Raw genomic sequence first — 18,751 nt, 5'->3', positions numbered from 1 at the left:
ACCTGTAGCTTGAATTATTGCAGAAACACTCGAATTCACTGTGGTCACAGGGGTGCCTGCCTGTTTACCAGTAGACAGCAGGTGCCTAACAGGTCTAACCAGACGGGAGCCAATCCGTGAAAGACTTACTAAAGTTTCTGAAAGCGCAAACTAAGACCGAAGAGTTTGATGCGATCAAAATTGCTCTGGCATCGCCAGACATGATCCGTTCTTGGTCTTTTGGTGAAGTTAAGAAGCCAGAAACCATTAACTACCGTACGTTCAAACCAGAACGTGACGGCCTTTTCTGTGCCCGTATTTTCGGACCAGTAAAAGATTACGAATGCCTGTGCGGTAAGTACAAGCGTTTGAAACACCGTGGCGTGATCTGCGAGAAGTGCGGCGTTGAAGTGACCCAGACTAAAGTACGCCGTGAGCGTATGGGCCACATCGAACTGGCATCTCCTACTGCACACATCTGGTTCTTGAAATCTTTGCCATCGCGCATCGGTTTACTGCTGGATATGCCACTGCGCGACATCGAACGTGTCCTGTACTTCGAATCCTATGTGGTTATCGAAGGCGGCATGACTAACCTCGAAAAACGCCAGATCCTGACTGAAGAGCAGTATCTTGACGCGTTGGAAGAGTTTGGTGACGAGTTCGACGCCAAGATGGGTGCAGAAGCTATTCAGGCCCTGTTGAAAAACATGGATCTGGAAGCAGAGTGCGAGCAGCTGCGTGAAGAGTTGAACGAAACCAACTCCGAAACCAAGCGTAAGAAACTGACCAAGCGCATCAAGCTGCTGGAAGCGTTCGTACAGTCTGGCAATAAGCCAGAGTGGATGATCCTGACCGTGCTGCCTGTACTGCCGCCAGACTTGCGTCCATTGGTTCCGTTGGACGGCGGTCGTTTCGCAACGTCAGATCTGAATGACCTGTATCGTCGCGTGATCAACCGTAACAACCGTTTGAAACGCCTGCTTGACCTGGCTGCGCCAGACATCATCGTACGTAACGAAAAACGTATGCTGCAAGAAGCGGTAGATGCTTTGCTGGATAACGGCCGTCGCGGTCGTGCAATTACCGGCTCCAACAAGCGTCCGCTGAAATCTCTGGCAGACATGATTAAAGGTAAACAGGGTCGTTTCCGTCAGAACTTGCTGGGTAAACGTGTCGACTATTCAGGTCGTTCCGTTATCACCGTAGGTCCATACCTGCGTCTGCACCAGTGTGGTCTGCCGAAGAAAATGGCTCTCGAGCTGTTCAAACCGTTCATCTACGGCAAGCTGGAACTGCGTGGTCTTGCTACCACCATCAAAGCTGCCAAGAAGATGGTTGAGCGCGAAGAAGCTGTCGTTTGGGATATCCTCGACGAAGTTATCCGCGAACACCCGGTACTGCTGAACCGTGCACCAACCCTGCACCGTTTGGGTATCCAGGCGTTTGAACCTGTATTGATCGAAGGTAAGGCAATTCAGCTTCACCCGCTGGTTTGTGCGGCATACAACGCCGACTTCGATGGTGACCAAATGGCAGTACACGTTCCACTGACGCTTGAAGCTCAGTTGGAAGCGCGTGCCCTGATGATGTCTACCAACAACATTCTGTCACCAGCGAACGGCGAGCCAATCATCGTTCCTTCACAGGACGTTGTATTGGGTCTTTACTACATGACCCGTGACTGTGTTAACGCCAAAGGCGAAGGCATGGTACTGACTGGCCCGAAAGAAGCTGAGCGTGTTTACCGCGCCGGTCTTGCTTCTCTGCATGCTCGCGTAAAAGTGCGTATTACAGAAGAGATCAAGAATACCGAAGGCGAAGTGACTCACCGGACTTCTATTATCGATACGACGATTGGCCGCGCCATCCTTTGGATGATCGTACCTACAGGTCTGCCGTTCTCTATTGTTAACCAGCCGTTGGGCAAAAAAGCTATCTCCAAAATGCTGAACACCTGTTATCGCATTTTGGGCCTGAAGCCGACCGTTATTTTTGCTGACCAGACCATGTACACCGGTTTTGCCTATGCAGCACGCTCAGGTGTGTCTGTAGGTATCGATGACATGGTTATCCCTGCCAAGAAAGCAGAGATTATCGATGAAGCAGAAACCGAAGTTGCAGAGATTCAAGAGCAGTTCCAGTCTGGTCTGGTAACCGCTGGCGAACGCTACAACAAGGTAATCGATATCTGGGCCGCAGCGAACGAACGTGTTGCTAAGGCCATGATGGAAAACTTGTCTGTCGAAGACGTCGTCAACCGTGAAGGCGTTGTTGAGCAGCAGGTTTCCTTCAACAGCATCTTTATGATGGCCGACTCCGGTGCGCGTGGTTCACCTGCACAGATTCGTCAGCTGGCCGGTATGCGTGGCCTGATGGCCAAGCCAGACGGTTCCATCATTGAAACGCCAATCACCGCGAACTTCCGTGAAGGTTTGAACGTACTTCAGTACTTCATCTCAACCCACGGTGCGCGTAAAGGCTTGGCGGATACCGCACTTAAAACGGCTAACTCCGGTTATCTGACCCGTCGTCTGGTTGACGTGGCGCAGGACTTGGTTGTTACCGAAGATGACTGTGGTACCCATGAAGGTATCCTGATGACTCCGGTCATCGAAGGCGGCGACGTTAAAGAACCACTGCGTGAGCGTGTACTGGGCCGTGTTACAGCTGAAGACATCCTCAAGCCGGGTACTGCGGACATTCTTGTTCCGCGTAACACCCTGCTTCACGAGAAGACGTGTGATCTGTTAGAAGAGAACTCTGTCGACAGCGTGAAAGTGCGTTCTGTTGTAAGTTGTGAAACCGACTTTGGTGTGTGTGCAAACTGCTACGGTCGCGACCTAGCACGTGGTCACATCATCAATAAAGGTGAAGCGATCGGCGTTATTGCAGCACAGTCAATCGGTGAGCCAGGTACACAGCTGACGATGCGTACGTTCCACATCGGTGGTGCGGCATCTCGTGCGGCGGCAGAATCAAGCATTCAGGTTAAGAACACCGGTACGATTAAGCTGAGCAACCACAAGCACGTTAGCAATGCTAACGGCAAACTGGTTATCACTTCTCGTAACACCGAGCTGAAACTGATCGACGAATTCGGTCGTACCAAAGAAAGCTACAAAGTGCCTTACGGTTCTGTCATGGGTAAAGGTGATGGACAACCTGTTGTTGGCGGCGAAACCGTTGCTAACTGGGATCCGCACACCATGCCAGTCATCAGTGAAGTGAGTGGTTTCATTCGCTTTACCGATATTGTCGATACCCTGACCATCACCCGTCAGACTGACGACCTTACCGGTTTGTCTTCTCTGGTCGTGTTGGACTCTGCAGAGCGTAACGCAGCCGGTAAAGACCTGCGTCCAGCGCTGAAAATCGTTGATGCCAAAGGCAACGACGTATTGATCCCAGGTACAGATATGCCTGCTCAATACTTCCTGCCGGGTAAAGCGATTGTACAGCTGGAAGACGGTACGCAGATTCACTCTGGTGACACCCTTGCGCGTATTCCTCAGGAATCCAGCGGTACCAAGGACATCACCGGTGGTCTGCCACGCGTTGCTGACTTGTTCGAAGCGCGTCGTCCGAAAGAGCCTGCAATCCTTGCTGAAATCAGCGGGATCATCTCGTTCGGTAAAGAGACCAAAGGCAAACGTCGTCTGGTAATTTCTCCGTTGGATGGCAGCGATGCTTACGAAGAAATGATCCCTAAATGGCGTCAGCTGAACGTGTTCGAGGGTGAGGTTGTGGAACGTGGTGACGTCGTATCCGACGGCCCTGAGTCTCCACACGACATTCTGCGTCTTCGTGGTGTGCATGCGGTTACCCGTTACATCACCAACGAAGTGCAGGAAGTTTACCGTCTGCAAGGCGTTAAGATTAACGATAAGCACATTGAAGTTATCGTTCGTCAGATGTTGCGTAAAGGCACCATCGTTAGCGCGGGCGGCACCGACTTCCTGGAAGGCGAGCAGGCAGAAATGTCTCGCGTTAAAATCGCTAACCGTAAGCTGGAAGCTGAAGGCAAAATCACGGCAACATTCAGCCGCGACCTGCTGGGTATCACCAAGGCATCCTTGGCGACCGAGTCCTTCATCTCTGCAGCATCGTTCCAGGAAACGACGCGTGTTCTTACCGAAGCCGCTGTTGCGGGTAAACGTGATGAACTTCGCGGCCTGAAAGAGAACGTAATTGTGGGCCGTCTGATCCCAGCCGGTACAGGTTACGCTTATCACCAGGAACGTGCTCGCCGTAAAGCTCTGGGCGATGTGCCTGTTGCAGCGCCGGTTAGCGCTGACGAAGCAACGGCTAACTTGGCCGAGTTGCTGAACGCAGGTTTTGGTAACAGCAACGATTAATTCGTCCTGTTAACCAAGCAATAAAAAACCGCTCCTCGGAGCGGTTTTTTTTTATCTACAATCTGCCAAATTGATTAACTAAGAGGGCGACCAAGATGCTGATCCCAATCCTTCCATACCGGTTGTAAACCTGCCTGTGTCAGCGCTTGGGCGACGTGAGCGGGTGGACGATTGTCGTGCGGTTCGAACTGCTCCAGCTCCGGCTTATCGTCTGCGGCATAACCTCCCGGCTGGGTTTTAGACCCGGCGCTGACGGTGGTAATGGCCAACGGGATCACATGGTCACGGAAGTAGGGGGACTCTCGGGTTGAAAGTGAAAGCTCCACGTCGGGTGCAAATAGCCGGAAGGCGCAAATCAGCTGTACCAGCTGTTTTTCGTTGAGTATCGAAGCCGGTTCTATCCCGCCTGCACAGGGTCGCAAACGTGGAAACGCCACTGAATAGCGGCTTTGCCAATAAGTCTGCTGTAGATAAAACAGATGTTCCGCCACCATGTAGCTGTCGGTCCGCCAGTTGTTCGACAAGCCGAACAGTGCGCCTAAACCAATCTTGTCTATTCCTGCGCGACCCAGACGGTCGGGTGTTTCGAGCCGCCAGAAGAAATCCTGCTTTTGACCACGAAGATGGTGCAAGGCATAGGTCGGTGCGTGATAGGTTTCCTGATAGACCAGCACCCCGTCGAGACCCAGCGTTTTCAGCTCGGCATACTCCTGCTGCTCCAGCGGCTGTACCTCAATCATCAATGAACTGAAATGTCCGCGAATAGCTGGAAAGTGGCGGCGAAAATAGTCCATTCCTACTTTGGTCTTATGCTCGCCGGTGACCAGCAGCAAATGTTTAAAGCCGAGTGCGTTAAGCGCCTCGCACTCTTTTGCGATCTCAACGTCGTCCAAGGTTTTGCGCTTGATCTTGTTACTCATCGAAAAGCCGCAGTAGGTACACTCGTTGGCGCAAAGATTGGAAAGATACAGCGGGGCAAAAAAGCTTACTGTATTGCCAAAGCGCTGGCGGGTAAGCTGCTGTGCTTTTTGCGCCATCGGCTCAAGGTAGGGAAGCGCCGCCGGGGAGATAAGCGCCATAAAATCTTCGCGACTGACCCGAGGGCTGCTTAATGCACGCTCAACGTCTGCCGCCGTTTTACTGTTGATGCGCAGTGAGATATCGTCCCAGTCCAGCGTCTGCCAGTGGTCTTGAAAACCCGTTCCTCGATACTCCTTCATGGTCAGACGTTCTCCAGAAACTGAGTCAACGGACTTGAGGCGCGGGCGCGAAATGATCTGCCGCCGAGTCCACTGACGTTTGCCAAGCGTCCGGCTTCAACGGCAAGCTTAAACGCCGTCGCCATTGCCACTGGGTCACCCGCGACGGCAATGGCGGTGTTCACCAGTACCGCGTCGGCACCCAATTCTAGGGCCTCGGCCGCTTGACTCGGCGCGCCAATTCCCGCATCAACCACTACCGGCACGTTGGACTGTTCGATAATAATGCGCAGGAATTCTCGCGTTTGCAGCCCCTGATTTGATCCAATCGGCGCACCCAGCGGCATGACCGCCGCACACCCGACTTCTTCGAGACGTTTGCACAGCACGGGATCCGCGCTACAGTAAGGGAGAACCACAAACCCCTGTTTTACCAACGTTTCCGCAGCTTTTAAGGTTTCTACCGCATCGGGAAGCAGGTATTTGAGATCCGGATGAATTTCGAGTTTTATCCAGCGTGTGCCGAGCGCTTCACGCGCCAGCTGGGCGGCAAACACTGCCTCTTCCGCCGTTTTCGCGCCAGAGGTGTTGGGTAATAGATGAACACCCAACTCCTGTAGCGGACGCAAAATATCATCACCGCCGCGTTTAAGATCAACGCGCTTCATCGCCATGGTCACCAACTGTGAGCCAGACGCGGAAATCGCCTGCTGCATTACTGCGGCGCTAGAGAATTTCCCCGTTCCGGTGAACAGTCGGGAGGTAAAAGTGGTATCAGCAATTTTTAGCATTGGGTTATCCTCCGGCAATGGCTTGAAATACAACGATGTTGTCCCCGTCTTGCAGCAGATATTGTGACCACTGCGGGCGGGGAACAATCACCTGATTAACGGCAAGCGCACTGCCAGATTGAGGTTGTTCAAGAAAAATCAGCAGGCTGTGCACCGTCAGCGGGGCATCGAATTGGTACTCGTCATCGTTGACGGTAACTTTCATTAAAGGCCTCCGCAGACGGGGCAATCTTTCGACGGTGCCAGTTGCAGCGTTCGCCAACTTTGCTGTTTTCCGTCGAACAAGCGTAGTTTTCCACTCAGCGGGCTTGCGCAACCGGCCAGCATTTTTATGGCTTCCAGCGCCTGAAGCGTGCCAATCACGCCCACCACCGGACCTAACACGCCGGCGGTACGGCAGTTGCGGGTCGGCGTTTCTAAATCCGGATACAGGCAGCGGTAGCAGCCGTGAGAATAGGGCGCTTCAATCACCAGCAGTTGGCCGCTGAAGCCGACCGCGCTGCCGCTAATTAATGGCTTCCCACCTTCCACGCAGGCTTTATTCACCGCGTGGCGAGTTTCCATGTTGTCGCTACAGTCCAATATCAGATCGGCGCGCGCCACAATGCCCTGCAAATTTTCACCGTTTAAACGATGGGTGAATACCTCTGTCTCACACAGCGGGTTAAGCTTACCCAGCTCGCGCTGGGCTATTTTGGCTTTTAAACTTTCTGCATCCGCCGTGCGATACAAAATCTGCCGCTGAAGATTGGAAACGTGCAGCGTGTCATCGTCGGCGAGAAACAGCGTACCCACGCCCGCCGCCGCCAGATAAAGCGCGGCTGGTGAGCCAAGACCCCCGAGGCCGACAATAAGCACTTTTGCCGCGCGGATTTTTTCTTGCCCTTCCATGCCGACGTCTTCCAGCAACAGTTGGCGGCTATAGCGCATAAACTCATTATCGTTGAGCATGGTTATCGTCCCGATAAGGGCAAAGCTGGAGTAGTTCCTCCGTGGCCGCGCGCCAGTCATGCGCCTTGGTGATAGCACTGACCACGGCCACGCTGCCTACGCCGCATGCCATGACTGATTGCACGCGCTCGAGGCTAATGCCGCCGATGGCTACCGTCGGGAACGCGCCATTCAACTGCTTTATATGGCGGGCTAGCTCTTCCAGACCCTGAGGTGCCGAAGGCATCTCCTTGGTTTGCGTCGGAAAAATATGCCCTAGTGCAATATAAGAAGGCCGCACGCTGACCGCCCGCGCCAGCTCGGCGTCGTCATGGGTCGAAACGCCCAATCGCAGGCCGGCGGCGTGGATAGCCAACAGGTCGGTAGTATCCAGATCCTCTTGGCCCAGATGAATTCCATAAGCCTGATGCTTAACCGCCAGACGCCAGTAGTCATTGATAAACAGTCGCGCCTGATATTCGCGGCCCAACGCGATAGCGTCGATAATGGCCGGTTCAACCTCGGCGTCGGGCAGGTTTTTTATCCGCAGTTGCAGCGTTTTCACACCGGCCTGCAGCAGTCGGCGTACCCACTCGAGGCTATCGACGACCGGATAGAGGCCAAGATAATAGGGCACTTCGGGAAAGGGAGAGGTGGGTGTCTTCATTTACCTACCCCCACTTCCGCGTTGTCTGCCGGATGATAAAGCTCACTGCCGCGCTGGCGAAATTCTGCCGACATCTGCGACATTCCCGTTTCGACTACGTCAATAGGAATAGCCTTGGCCTCCAGCGCGGCGGCGTACTCGCGTACTTCCTGAGTAATTTTCATCGAACAGAATTTTGGGCCGCACATTGAGCAGAAGTGGGCGACTTTGCCCGATTCTTGCGGCAGCGTTTCGTCGTGATAGGCGCGGGCAGTGGCCGGATCCAGCGCCAGATTGAACTGATCTTCCCAGCGGAATTCAAAGCGCGCTTTTGACATGGCATTGTCACGGATCTGCGCACCCGGATGCCCCTTCGCCAGATCCGCAGCGTGTGCGGCGATCTTGTAAGTGATCAGCCCTTGTTTCACGTCCTCTTTATTGGGTAAACCAAGGTGCTCTTTCGGCGTGACGTAGCACAGCATGGCGCAGCCAAACCAGCCGATCATCGCGGCACCAATGCCGGAGGTAAAGTGATCGTATCCCGGTGCAATATCGGTGGTGAGCGGCCCAAGGGTGTAAAACGGAGCTTCGTGGCACTTCTCCAACTCTTCGGTCATGTTACGGCGGATCATTTGCATCGGCACGTGTCCCGGGCCTTCGATCATCACCTGCACGTCATACTCCCAGGCAATTTTGGTCAGCTCGCCAAGCGTTTGCAGCTCGGCAAACTGCGCTTCATCGTTGGCATCCTGAATGGAACCCGGACGCAGGCCGTCGCCCAGTGAAAGCGACACATCATACGCGGCACAGATTTCACAAATTTCACGGAAATGCAGATACAGGAAGCTCTCTTTGTGATGCGAGAGGCACCATTTCGCCATAATTGAGCCTCCGCGCGACACGATACCGGTCAGGCGTTTGGCGGTCATCGGCACATAGCGCAGCAGCACACCGGCGTGAATAGTAAAGTAATCAACGCCTTGCTCGGCCTGTTCCAGCAGCGTATCGCGGAACATTTCCCAATTGAGATCTTCGGCGACGCCGTTTACTTTCTCCAGCGCCTGATAGATAGGCACAGTGCCAATCGGCACCGGACTGTTGCGCATAATCCATTCACGGGTCTCGTGAATATAGCGACCGGTAGAAAGGTCCATCACCGTATCCGCGCCCCAGCGGGTTGACCACACCAGTTTTTCAACCTCTTCTTCAATCGAGGAGGTCACCGCCGAGTTACCGATATTGGCGTTAATTTTCACCAGGAAGTTACGCCCAATGATCATCGGCTCAGATTCTGGATGATTAATATTGGCGGGAATAATAGCGCGACCGGCGGCCACTTCATCACGCACAAACTCAGGGGTGATATTTTGTGGCAGATTGGCGCCAAAACTTTCGCCCGGATGCTGCTGCAGCAGGACTTCACCGCGAATACGCTCACGGCCCATGTTTTCGCGCAGCGCAATATATTCCATTTCTGGGGTAACAATTCCCTGACGCGCATAGTGCATCTGGGTCACACATTTACCGTGCTTAGCCTTACGCGGACGCGGCAGGTGTTCGAAACGCAGGTGATCCAGACCTTCATCTGCCATGCGCTGCTGGGTAAAACCGGAGCTGACCTGCGGCAGTTGTTCTGTGTCCTGGCGGGCTTCAATCCAGGCACTGCGAACTTTATCCAGCCCGCGATGCACGTCAATATTGGACTCCGGATCGCCGTAGGGGCCTGCCGTGTCATAGACTGGGATTGCTTCGTTATCTTCAAATTTAGGATTGTCTTTACTGCCGCCGACCATCGTCGGGCTGAGCTGGATCTCACGCATTGGCACCTGAATATCGTCGCGGGTGCCCTGCAGATAAATACGTTTCGAGTTTGGGAAGGCAACGCCCTGTAGGCTATCAATAAAAGCCTGAGCTTCGGCGCGTTGTTGGCGACGATTGCTGGTTTTTTTTACCGGAGCGTTCGGCAGGTCTTGGGTGTTCGACATAGCAAATTCCTCGTTATTAGCGAAAGGGAAAATTGCTTGTCAGGAGGTTTACGGCGGGAGTAAAGCGGTGTTTCCGGCCCTCGTCACACGGCGTTTCTGCGGTGAAGAACGCGGCGATGAAAACCGGACGCAATAAATTACTCTTGTTCCCTTCGCGGGTACTAACCCGATCAGGTTCCGCGGATCCCGAATTAACGGTCTCAGCCTGGCAAATTTTCCCTTAAGGAAAGTCTGCGCTAGGCACTCCGACAAGAATTGGCCTGTGATTTCCAGGCCGTTAAAGAAGCCTCAATATACGAGGCTGATTATAAAACACAACCCTTTGCAGGGTTTTAGAGCAAAATTGTTAAGCTGGTCGTACTAATGCGGCATCGTTTGCAACGGGTGGCAAAGGAACAATTTTTCTATCAAAAGCCAGCGCAATCAGCTGATCTTCAAGCTCAAAACGCGCATCAAGCGCTTCGCCGATATCAGACAATGCATAGTTAAAGGCAAAAACGTCATCATCTTCGAATTCAGTTTCTGTATAACTGTCGTGGAAAGCCATAATAGCTTCAGTATTCGCTTCCAGCGCTGGATAAATTCTGGCCGCTGCCTGAGAAACGGCCCCTTGGGCACCATCGACTTCTTCAACTATCCTGTGATAAAGATGAAAGTGCCCGGCTGAAAGATAGTCCACTAAATTGTGGCAAAAATTATCTAACGCTTTCTCATTAAGCGGGGTATGTTTTTCTTTATTCGGTTTCAGGCCCACGAGAGTGCAGTAAGAAACCAATAATTCTTTGCGCGCGTGCAGCCATTGGTCGATCAACTCATTACTGCCACCAACGCGTTGGGTCAATATTTCCAAACGATTTAGCATGGTTGACTCCGTGAGTATGAAGAGAAAGTGTTCAAAGGTTAAAGATTACTAATGTAACTTTGTGTCCCAGATTGTCAGTGTAGTCGAGGTTATGCAATAACAATATGGAAATCCAAATAACAGAACAGCATAGCGGCTGGTGGGTCGTCAGCCTTGATGGGCAACTGTGGTTGCCTGAGGGATCGCTACCCTACGGATCGGCAACACAATTTTCATTGTCGGGCCAAACCGGGCGCCAGATAGGCGAATGGCAGGGCAGTCCGGTATGGTTGATCCGCAAGAGCATGAAAGAAAGTATGCTCTCACCGCGCCAATTGATCGACCAGGATCGTGGGTTATTTCAGCTGGTGGGCCGTGGCGTGCAACTCTCCGAGTTTTATCGATCCCATAAATTCTGCGGTTACTGCGGCCATGCCATGCACGTCAGTAAAACCGAATGGGCCGCGCTGTGCGCACATTGTAAGGAACGCTATTACCCGCAAATTGCGCCGTGCATCATTGTGGCTATCCGCCGCGGCGAAGAAATCCTGCTTGCCCAGCACGTCCGTCATCGCGGGGGGATCCACACCGTGTTGGCCGGTTTTGTCGAGGTGGGCGAGACGCTGGAAGAAACCGTCGCGCGTGAAGTGATGGAAGAGAGCAATATACGGGTCAAAAATGTGCGTTACGTCAGCTCGCAGCCTTGGCCGTTCCCAAATTCTTTGATGATGGCATTTATGGCCGATTACGACAGCGGCGAAATACGTCATGATCCGAAGGAGCTGCTCAACGCCGGTTGGTATCGTTACGATGCCTTGCCGCTGTTGCCGCCGCCGGGCACCATCGCACGTCGGTTGATAGAAGATACCGTGGTTCTGTGCCGTGCAGAGGAGGACTCTTAGGCCCGACGTGCTACAATGTCCGCCTTATTTTTAGGCGTCTGAAACGTGCAAACGCTATTTCAGGCCGCCCGCTCGGGTTCGATGAACCCAAAGAGATCAGCAGATTATTAAGGATCTTGCCAAGAATGAACGAGTTAAAAAACGATCGCTACCTGCGCGCCCTGTTACGCCAGCCCGTAGATATCACACCGGTATGGATGATGCGCCAGGCTGGCCGCTATTTGCCAGAATACAAAGCGACACGTGCGCAGGCGGGCGATTTTATGTCGCTGTGCAAAAATGCCGAGCTGGCCTGTGAGGTCACCCTGCAACCTTTGCGCCGCTATCCTCTGGATGCCGCCATCCTGTTCTCTGATATTCTGACCATACCTGATGCTATGGGGCTGGGCCTGTATTTCGAAGCGGGAGAGGGGCCACGTTTCTCTTCTCCACTGACCTGCTATGCCGACGTCGCGAAATTGCCGATCCCCGATCCTGAAGATGAGCTGGGCTATGTGATGAACGCGGTGCGTACTATCCGTAAAAATCTTAAAGGCGAAGTGCCATTGATCGGTTTTTCGGGCAGCCCGTGGACGCTGGCCACCTACATGATTGAAGGCGGCAGCAGCAAAGCGTTTACCAAAATCAAAAAGATGATGTACGCCGAGCCTGCCACTCTGCATCTTTTGCTGGATAAACTGGCCGACAGCGTCATTCTCTATCTGAATGCGCAAATCAAGGCCGGTGCACAGTCGGTGATGGTGTTTGACTCTTGGGGCGGTGTTTTAACCGGCCGTGACTACCTCGAGTTCTCCCTGAACTACATGCACAAAATTGTTGATGGCCTGATCCGCGAAAATGATGGCCGTAAAGTGCCGGTGACGCTGTTCACCAAAGGCGGCGGTCAGTGGCTTGAAGCCATTGCGGCAACAGGCTGCGATGCGTTGGGCCTCGACTGGACGACAGATATCGGTGAAGCCCGCCGTCGCGTGGGTGACAAAGTGGCGCTGCAGGGCAACATGGACCCGTCTATGCTTTATGCTTCTCCAGTACGTATTGAGCAAGAAGTCGAGACTATTCTGGCCAGCTATGGCAAGGGTGAAGGGCACGTCTTTAACCTGGGACACGGCATCCATCAGGACGTTCCGCCTGAAAATGCCGGCGCTTTTGTTGAGGCCGTCCACAACCTTTCACGGCAATACCACACCGCATAATGACAGGATCTGCATGATTAATACCGGCGCAATGCGCGAAGAGCAGCGGATAAAAGCCCAGCAAATCGTACTCGAAGACCCCTCTTCGGGATTGCGCCCGGTGTATATAGCAGGAGCTGATATCGGGTTTGAGCAGGGCGGTGACGTGACGCGCGCCGCTGTTGTTGTACTGCACTCCCCGTCAATGGCGCTGGTGGAGTATCAAATAGCCCGTATTCCCACCCAAATCCCCTATATTCCCGGTTTCCTTTCGTTTCGCGAATGCCCGGCATTAATTGATGTCTGGCAGCAGCTGCAACATCGCCCCGACCTGTTAATGGTTGACGGGCAGGGAATCGCTCACCCCAGACGTCTCGGCGTTGCCAGCCATTTTGGGTTGACCATTGACGTGCCAACCATCGGCGTGGCGAAAAGTCGCCTGTGCGGACACTTTCTGCCGCTGGGCGAAGCCGCCGGCGCTACGCAAGCCCTGTGGGACAAAGATGAGCAGCTTGGCTGGGTGTGGCGCAGCAAAGTGCGTTGTAATCCGCTGTTTATCTCCCCGGGTAATAACATCAGCCTTGCTTCTTCGTTGTATTGGGTTGAACAATGCACGCGGGGATATCGTCTGCCTGAACCGACCCGATGGGCCGATGCTGTAGCATCCAATCGGCCCGCATTTCAGCGCTGGCAGCGCCTGAGCGGCAATGTTTAAGAATCCAGGCGTAGGATGCTGTCATTATTTCAGGTAAACTCCCGCCCAGAAAAGTTAACGAGAAAATACTATGTTACGTAATCCGATTCATTTACGTCTGGAAAAGCTTGAAAGCTGGCAACATCTGACGTTTATGGCCAGCCTTTGCGAGCGTATGTATCCCAATTATCAGATGTTTTGCCTTCAATCAGGCTTTGGTGAGCCCCAGATTTATCGCAAAATTCTCGATCTGGTGTGGGAAACGCTTGTAATAAAAGATGCAAAGGTTAACTTTGATTCGCAGCTTGAGAAGCTGGAGGAGGCAATCCCTTCTTCAGACGACTATGATATTTACGGCGTTTACCCGGCTATCGATGCCTGTATCGCATTAGGTGAACTGATTCACTCGCGTTTAAGCGGTGAAACACTGGCTCATGCTATCGCGATTAGCGAAACATCGATTCGTACCGTTGCCATGCTTGAAATGACCCATGCTGGTAAAGAAATGACCGATGAAGAGCTCAAAGTTTTACCCGCTGTTGAAGAAGAATGGGACATCCAATGGGAGATTTTCCGCCTGTTGGCTGACTGTGAAGAGCGTGACCTGGAATTAATAAAAGGGTTACGATCTGACCTGCGTGAAGCCGCTGTGAGTAACATTGGGATAAATTTAACGCAATAAGGCAAGAAAACGTGATTTAACGCCTTATTTGTCGTGTCTCAAGGCTTCACATCCGTACCCTGTCTGGTCTACATTTGGGGTGCGTAATAAAAAGTGGCTATCGGTGCGTGTATGCAGGAGGGTGCTGTCAATCGGCATATCCGTCGCACTCGATGCTTTGCAAACGATAAACACACTGTAAAGGATAACTTATGAACAAGACTCAACTGATTGATGTGATTGCTGACAAAGCTGATCTTTCTAAAGCACAGGCTAAACTTGCTCTTGAATCTACTCTGTCTGCCATCACCGAGTCTCTGAAAGAGGGTGAAGCTGTACAATTAGTTGGTTTCGGTACTTTTAAAGTAAATCAACGTAACGAGCGCACTGGTCGTAACCCGCAGACAGGCAAAGAAATCAAAATCGCTGCTGCAACCGTTCCGGCGTTTGTTTCAGGCAAAGCTTTGAAAGAAGCTGTTAAGTAATTGCTTGCAGTGAAAAGAATAAACGAGGGGCCACGCTGGTCCCTTTCGTTTATCACCACCGGACTGATGGCTGCTGTAATGGCCTTCAGTCTGGTCGGATGCAGTTCTCACAGTGATACCCCCCTTTTTAGCGCCAGTGGTTACGTCGCCGACCAAGGCATTTACCGCCTGTGGCGAGAAGACGACGAACAACATCGCCCGCAAACGTTGATCAATATTTACAGCCCGTATTACGGCAAAGACACCGTAATCACACGCTATGAATACCTCAATGACCATCTCCATCTGATTAAAGAAAGTCATGCTGCCTCGAAAGACCTGGGTATAACTCTGCGTTTTGATAGCGAAGGCAACGTCAGCTTTATGCAACGTCAATTGGCCGACTCGAAAGAGAAGCTCTCGGCTGATGATATCGAGCGTCTTAAATACCAGGCTGATAAAGTGTTAAACCTGAGCAACACGCTGCGCGCCGGAAACGTAAGACTTACTCAGGGCCGCTGGCGACAGGGCGTAATTACCACCTGTAACGGTGAGCCGGTGACGCTTAGCCTGAATATCCGCTCTCAGGTATGGTTGGCAAAACGTGCCGCCAAGGCCAACGACAAACTCGGCCTTGCCTGGTTGACTGCCCCCGAGGGTAATGAACTCTTGCTGGTGGCAAACGAAGATTTTTGCGTCTGGGAGCCGAAACAGGGCCAGTTGAATTAATCCTAGCCCGCCTCCAGACAGTAAAAAGCCCGCACTTGGCGGGCTTTTGGCTTTTTATGACCCCTCATTCATGACAGGTCAGCGAGCAGGAGTTATTCACCCTGTTCGCGGGCGATCGCACGATAGCCGATGTCTTTACGACAGAAGCTGCCTTCCCACTTAATGTCCTGCGCGAGTTGATACGCACGCTGCTGCGCAGCGGCAACGGTTTTACCTAATGCTGTCACGCAGAGCACGCGTCCGCCGTTGGTGACGACCAACTCGTCCTGCAGTCGGGTGCCGGCGTGGAACACCTTACCGTCAGGAACTTCTTCCAACGGCAGGCCACGGATCACTTCGCCATTAACATAATCACCAGGATAACCGCCCGCAGCCAATACGACGCCCAGAGAAGGACGCGGATCCCATTCTGAAGTCACGTTATTCAAACGGCCTTCAGCACCGGCAAGGCAGAGTTCAACCAAGTCAGAACGTAGACGCAGCATGATAGGCTGAGTTTCTGGGTCGCCAAAGCGGCAGTTGAACTCAATGACTTTAGGCTGGCCATCGGCGGAGATCATCAGACCGGCGTACAGGAAGCCGGTATACACGTTGCCTTCTGCTGCCATGCCACGCACGGTTGGCCAGATAACCTGGTCCATCACGCGCTGGTGAATCTCGTCGGTCACTACCGGTGCGGGAGAGTATGCGCCCATGCCGCCGGTGTTAGGGCCGGTATCGGCATCGCCAACACGTTTGTGGTCCTGACTGGTGGCCATCGGGACTACGTTTTCGCCGTCAACCATGACGATAAAACTTGCTTCTTCACCGTCAAGGAACTCTTCAATGACGATGCGGTGTCCGGCGTCGCCAAAGGCATTGCCCGCCAGCATGTCGTGTACGGCAGATTCAGCTTCTTCCAGCGTCATGGCGACGATAACGCCTTTGCCTGCCGCCAGGCCGTCGGCCTTAATAACAATCGGCGCGCCTTTGCTTCGAAGATAGGCCAGAGCCGGTTCGATGTCGGTAAAGTTCTGGTAGTCGGCGCTAGGTATAGCATGACGGGCCAAGAAATCTTTGGTGAAGGCTTTGGAGCCTTCGAGCTGAGCTGCCGCCTGAGTTGGGCCGAAAATTTTCAGACCCGCAGCGCGGAAGGCATCAACCACGCCGATAACCAGCGGGGCTTCCGGTCCAACAATCGTCAGGCCAATGTCATTTTGCTGCGCAAAGGCCAGCAGACCGGCGATGTCAGTTGCCGAGATATCCACGTTCTCAAGCAAGGGTTCAAGTGCGGTGCCTGCATTGCCCGGTGCAACAAAGATTTTGTCGGCCAGAGGTGACTGTGCCGCTTTCCATGCCAGCGCGTGTTCACGTCCGCCGTTACCGATAATTAAAATGTTCATTCAAAACTCCAAAAAATTAATGGCGGAAGTGGCGCATGTCGGTGAACAGCATCGCAATGCCGTGTTCGTTGGCCGCTGCAATCACTTCATTATCACGCATTGAACCACCCGGTTGGATTACGCAGGTGATGCCCACCGCCGCCGCGGCATCAATACCGTCGCGGAATGGGAAGAAAGCGTCAGAGGCCATCACGGAGCCTGCTACTTCCAGACCTTCATCGGCGGCTTTGATACCGGCGATTTTAGCGGAGTAAACGCGGCTCATCTGGCCAGCGCCAATACCGATGGTCATTTTGTCGCGCGCATAAACAATGGCGTTCGATTTAACAAACTTGGCCACTTTCCAGCAGAACAGGGCATCAGTTAGCTCCTGCTCGGTGGGTTGACGGGTCGTCACCACGCGCAGGTCGGCGGCGTCAACCATACCCAAGTCACGGTCCTGAACCAGAAGGCCGCCGTTCACGCGCTTGAAGTCGAGCGCAGTTTGACGTCCCTGCCACTGACCGCAGGTCAATACGCGAACGTTTTGTTTAGCCGCAGTCAGCGCCAGCGCTTCTTCACTGACAGAAGGGGCGATGATCACTTCAACGAACTGACGGCTGATGATGGCCTTGGCGGTTGCTGCATCCAACTCGCGGTTGAAAGCAATAATGCCGCCGAATGCGGAGGTCGGGTCAGTTTTATATGCGCGCTCATAGGCATCAAGAATGCTGTCACCTACCGCAACGCCGCAAGGGTTTGCATGCTTAACGATAACGCAGGCTGGTTCGTCAAACTCTTTCACGCATTCCAGCGCGGCATCGGTATCAGCAATGTTGTTATAGGATAGGGCTTTGCCCTGCAGCTGCTGAGAAGTGGCGACGGAAGCTTCAGAAACATTTTCTTCTATATAGAAGGCCGCTTGCTGGTGGCTGTTTTCGCCGTAGCGCATGTCCTGCTTCTTCACGTAGCTCAGGTTCAGGGTACGAGGGAACTGACCAGAAGGAGACTCAGTGTCACCGTGATACGCCGGTACCATCGTACCGAAGTAGTTGGCAATCATACCGTCGTAGGCTGCGGTGTGTTCAAAGGCTTTAATAGCCAGATTGAAGCGGGTGGCCAGCAGCAGTGAACCGTCGTTGGCATCCATCTCTTCTATTATAGAGGCGTAGTCGCTGCTCTTGACCACGATAGCAACGTCATTGTGATTCTTGGCCGCCGAGCGAACCATTGTCGGGCCACCGATATCAATGTTCTCTACGGCGTCTTCCAGTGAGCAGTCCGGACGAGACACGGTTGCCGCAAAGGGATAAAGGTTAACAACGACCATGTCGATCGGCGCAATGTCGTGCTGGCCCATGATGGCATCATCTTTACCGCGACGGCCCAGGATGCCTCCGTGCACTTTTGGGTGCAGAGTTTTAACGCGTCCATCCATCATTTCCGGGAAGCCGGTGTAGTCAGAGACTTCTGTCACTGGCAAACCCGCGTCAGCAAGTAGGCGGGCGGTGCCACCAGTGGAAAGTAAATCCACGCCACGTTGAGATAGGGCTTGGGCGAATTCTACGATACCGGCTTTGTCAGAAACGCTGAGCAGCGCGCGGCGGATTGGACGACGTTGTTGCATGGTGGTTTTATCCCTTGGCTTTGGAGTCGCAATAAAGAGCGTTACGTGAATTCAATTCTCGTTCTTCTCTCTATATAGAAGACTATATAGAAGAAAAACCCCGGATTGGATTCAGATAAGGTTCCACAGACGCTGTAAGCATCATTATTGCAGATAGTGTCGGTAAATTCAGACGCGCGATATTGTAGCGAAAACGATTGCGCGATGCGCGTCAAATTTGAGTTTCAATGTGTATTGTGGATAACTTTGTGTGTAAATCGGTATAACCCTGCCTTTTGCTGTGTATTGCAGCAAACAGTATTTTTTATTGAAATTAGGGCTTGCGGCTCCTCAGAAACTCCCTATAATGCCGCTCCAACGACAGGGAACAACGCAGCAGCAACGCGGTGTGAACGAGTCGGGAGGAATTAAA

Annotated in this window: 16 protein-coding genes and 1 riboswitch; of the genes, 7 read left to right on the top strand and 9 right to left on the bottom strand. The window is 53.0% G+C overall.

Going from position 1 to position 18,751, the window contains the following annotated elements; genetic code table 11:
- Positions 1-116 precede the first annotated feature (116 nt).
- Entirely contained in the window at positions 117-4,337 is a 4,221-nt protein-coding gene (gene rpoC / locus BS639_RS21440) for a DNA-directed RNA polymerase subunit beta' (RefSeq protein WP_055773980.1), read from the top strand.
- Between the two features lie 74 nt (positions 4,338-4,411).
- Here the strand turns inward: rpoC and thiH are convergent, their stop codons facing one another.
- From thiH to rsd, 7 genes are all read right to left on the bottom strand, one after another.
- Positions 4,412-5,557, bottom strand: a complete 1,146-nt coding sequence (gene thiH, locus BS639_RS21435) for a 2-iminoacetate synthase ThiH (protein ID WP_084984290.1) — start codon at positions 5,555-5,557, stop codon at positions 4,412-4,414.
- A 2-nt stretch (positions 5,558-5,559) separates the two neighbouring features.
- Complete coding sequence (locus BS639_RS21430; RefSeq protein WP_084984289.1) at positions 5,560-6,327, bottom strand: thiazole synthase; 768 nt, start codon at positions 6,325-6,327, stop codon at positions 5,560-5,562.
- Positions 6,328-6,331: 4 nt separating this feature from the next.
- Positions 6,332-6,532 carry a sulfur carrier protein ThiS gene (thiS, locus tag BS639_RS21425; protein WP_084984288.1) on the bottom strand — a complete coding sequence of 67 codons (201 nt, stop codon included), beginning with the start codon at positions 6,530-6,532 and terminating at the stop codon, positions 6,332-6,334.
- Positions 6,532-7,278, bottom strand: a complete 747-nt coding sequence (locus BS639_RS21420) for a HesA/MoeB/ThiF family protein (protein ID WP_084984287.1) — start codon at positions 7,276-7,278, stop codon at positions 6,532-6,534. Before BS639_RS21420 ends, thiS begins: the two co-directional genes overlap by 1 nt.
- Entirely contained in the window at positions 7,265-7,924 is a 660-nt protein-coding gene (thiE, locus tag BS639_RS21415) for a thiamine phosphate synthase (protein ID WP_084984286.1), read from the bottom strand. Before thiE ends, BS639_RS21420 begins: the two co-directional genes overlap by 14 nt.
- Positions 7,921-9,888: a phosphomethylpyrimidine synthase ThiC gene (gene thiC, locus BS639_RS21410; RefSeq protein WP_084984285.1), complete on the bottom strand. Its 1,968-nt coding sequence runs from the start codon at positions 9,886-9,888 to the stop codon at positions 7,921-7,923. Before thiC ends, thiE begins: the two co-directional genes overlap by 4 nt.
- A 130-nt stretch (positions 9,889-10,018) precedes the next feature.
- A riboswitch (TPP riboswitch) is annotated at positions 10,019-10,146 on the bottom strand.
- An 88-nt stretch (positions 10,147-10,234) separates the two neighbouring features.
- Complete coding sequence (gene rsd / locus BS639_RS21405; protein WP_084984284.1) at positions 10,235-10,750, bottom strand: sigma D regulator; 516 nt, start codon at positions 10,748-10,750, stop codon at positions 10,235-10,237.
- A gap of 104 nt (positions 10,751-10,854) precedes the next feature.
- On the opposite strand from rsd, the gene nudC reads away from it, so the two are divergent.
- From nudC to BS639_RS21375, 6 genes are all read left to right on the top strand, one after another.
- A complete protein-coding gene (gene nudC, locus BS639_RS21400) occupies positions 10,855-11,631 on the top strand; it encodes an NAD(+) diphosphatase (RefSeq protein WP_084984283.1) in 777 nt (258 codons plus the stop codon).
- A 125-nt stretch (positions 11,632-11,756) separates the two neighbouring features.
- A complete protein-coding gene (gene hemE, locus BS639_RS21395; protein ID WP_084984282.1) occupies positions 11,757-12,824 on the top strand; it encodes a uroporphyrinogen decarboxylase in 1,068 nt (355 codons plus the stop codon).
- Positions 12,825-12,837: 13 nt separating this feature from the next.
- Complete coding sequence (nfi, locus tag BS639_RS21390) at positions 12,838-13,518, top strand: deoxyribonuclease V (protein WP_055774002.1); 681 nt, start codon at positions 12,838-12,840, stop codon at positions 13,516-13,518.
- A gap of 70 nt (positions 13,519-13,588) precedes the next feature.
- Positions 13,589-14,179 (top strand): YjaG family protein, encoded by a 591-nt coding sequence (locus BS639_RS21385; RefSeq protein WP_055774004.1) that lies wholly within the window; start codon positions 13,589-13,591, stop codon positions 14,177-14,179.
- A gap of 191 nt (positions 14,180-14,370) precedes the next feature.
- Entirely contained in the window at positions 14,371-14,643 is a 273-nt protein-coding gene (gene hupA, locus BS639_RS21380) for a nucleoid-associated protein HU-alpha (RefSeq protein WP_045049823.1), read from the top strand.
- A gap of 66 nt (positions 14,644-14,709) precedes the next feature.
- The gene (locus BS639_RS21375) at positions 14,710-15,351 is read left to right on the top strand and encodes a DUF1481 domain-containing protein (protein ID WP_173882123.1); all 642 of its coding nucleotides are present in this window, start codon (positions 14,710-14,712) and stop codon (positions 15,349-15,351) included.
- 92 nt (positions 15,352-15,443) lie between these two features.
- Here the strand turns inward: BS639_RS21375 and purD are convergent, their stop codons facing one another.
- Together purD and purH are read right to left on the bottom strand one after the other, a co-directional pair.
- The gene (gene purD / locus BS639_RS21370) at positions 15,444-16,733 is read right to left on the bottom strand and encodes a phosphoribosylamine--glycine ligase (protein WP_084984281.1); all 1,290 of its coding nucleotides are present in this window, start codon (positions 16,731-16,733) and stop codon (positions 15,444-15,446) included.
- A gap of 16 nt (positions 16,734-16,749) precedes the next feature.
- A complete protein-coding gene (purH, locus tag BS639_RS21365; protein WP_055774008.1) occupies positions 16,750-18,339 on the bottom strand; it encodes a bifunctional phosphoribosylaminoimidazolecarboxamide formyltransferase/IMP cyclohydrolase in 1,590 nt (529 codons plus the stop codon).
- Positions 18,340-18,751 lie beyond the last annotated feature (412 nt).

It is taken from the genome of Rouxiella silvae (genome assembly GCF_002093625.1).
In the GTDB taxonomy this organism is placed as follows: domain Bacteria; phylum Pseudomonadota; class Gammaproteobacteria; order Enterobacterales; family Enterobacteriaceae; genus Rouxiella; species Rouxiella silvae.
Note: the sequence above shows the minus strand (reverse complement) of the source record. Positions and strands in the feature narration are given on the sequence as shown.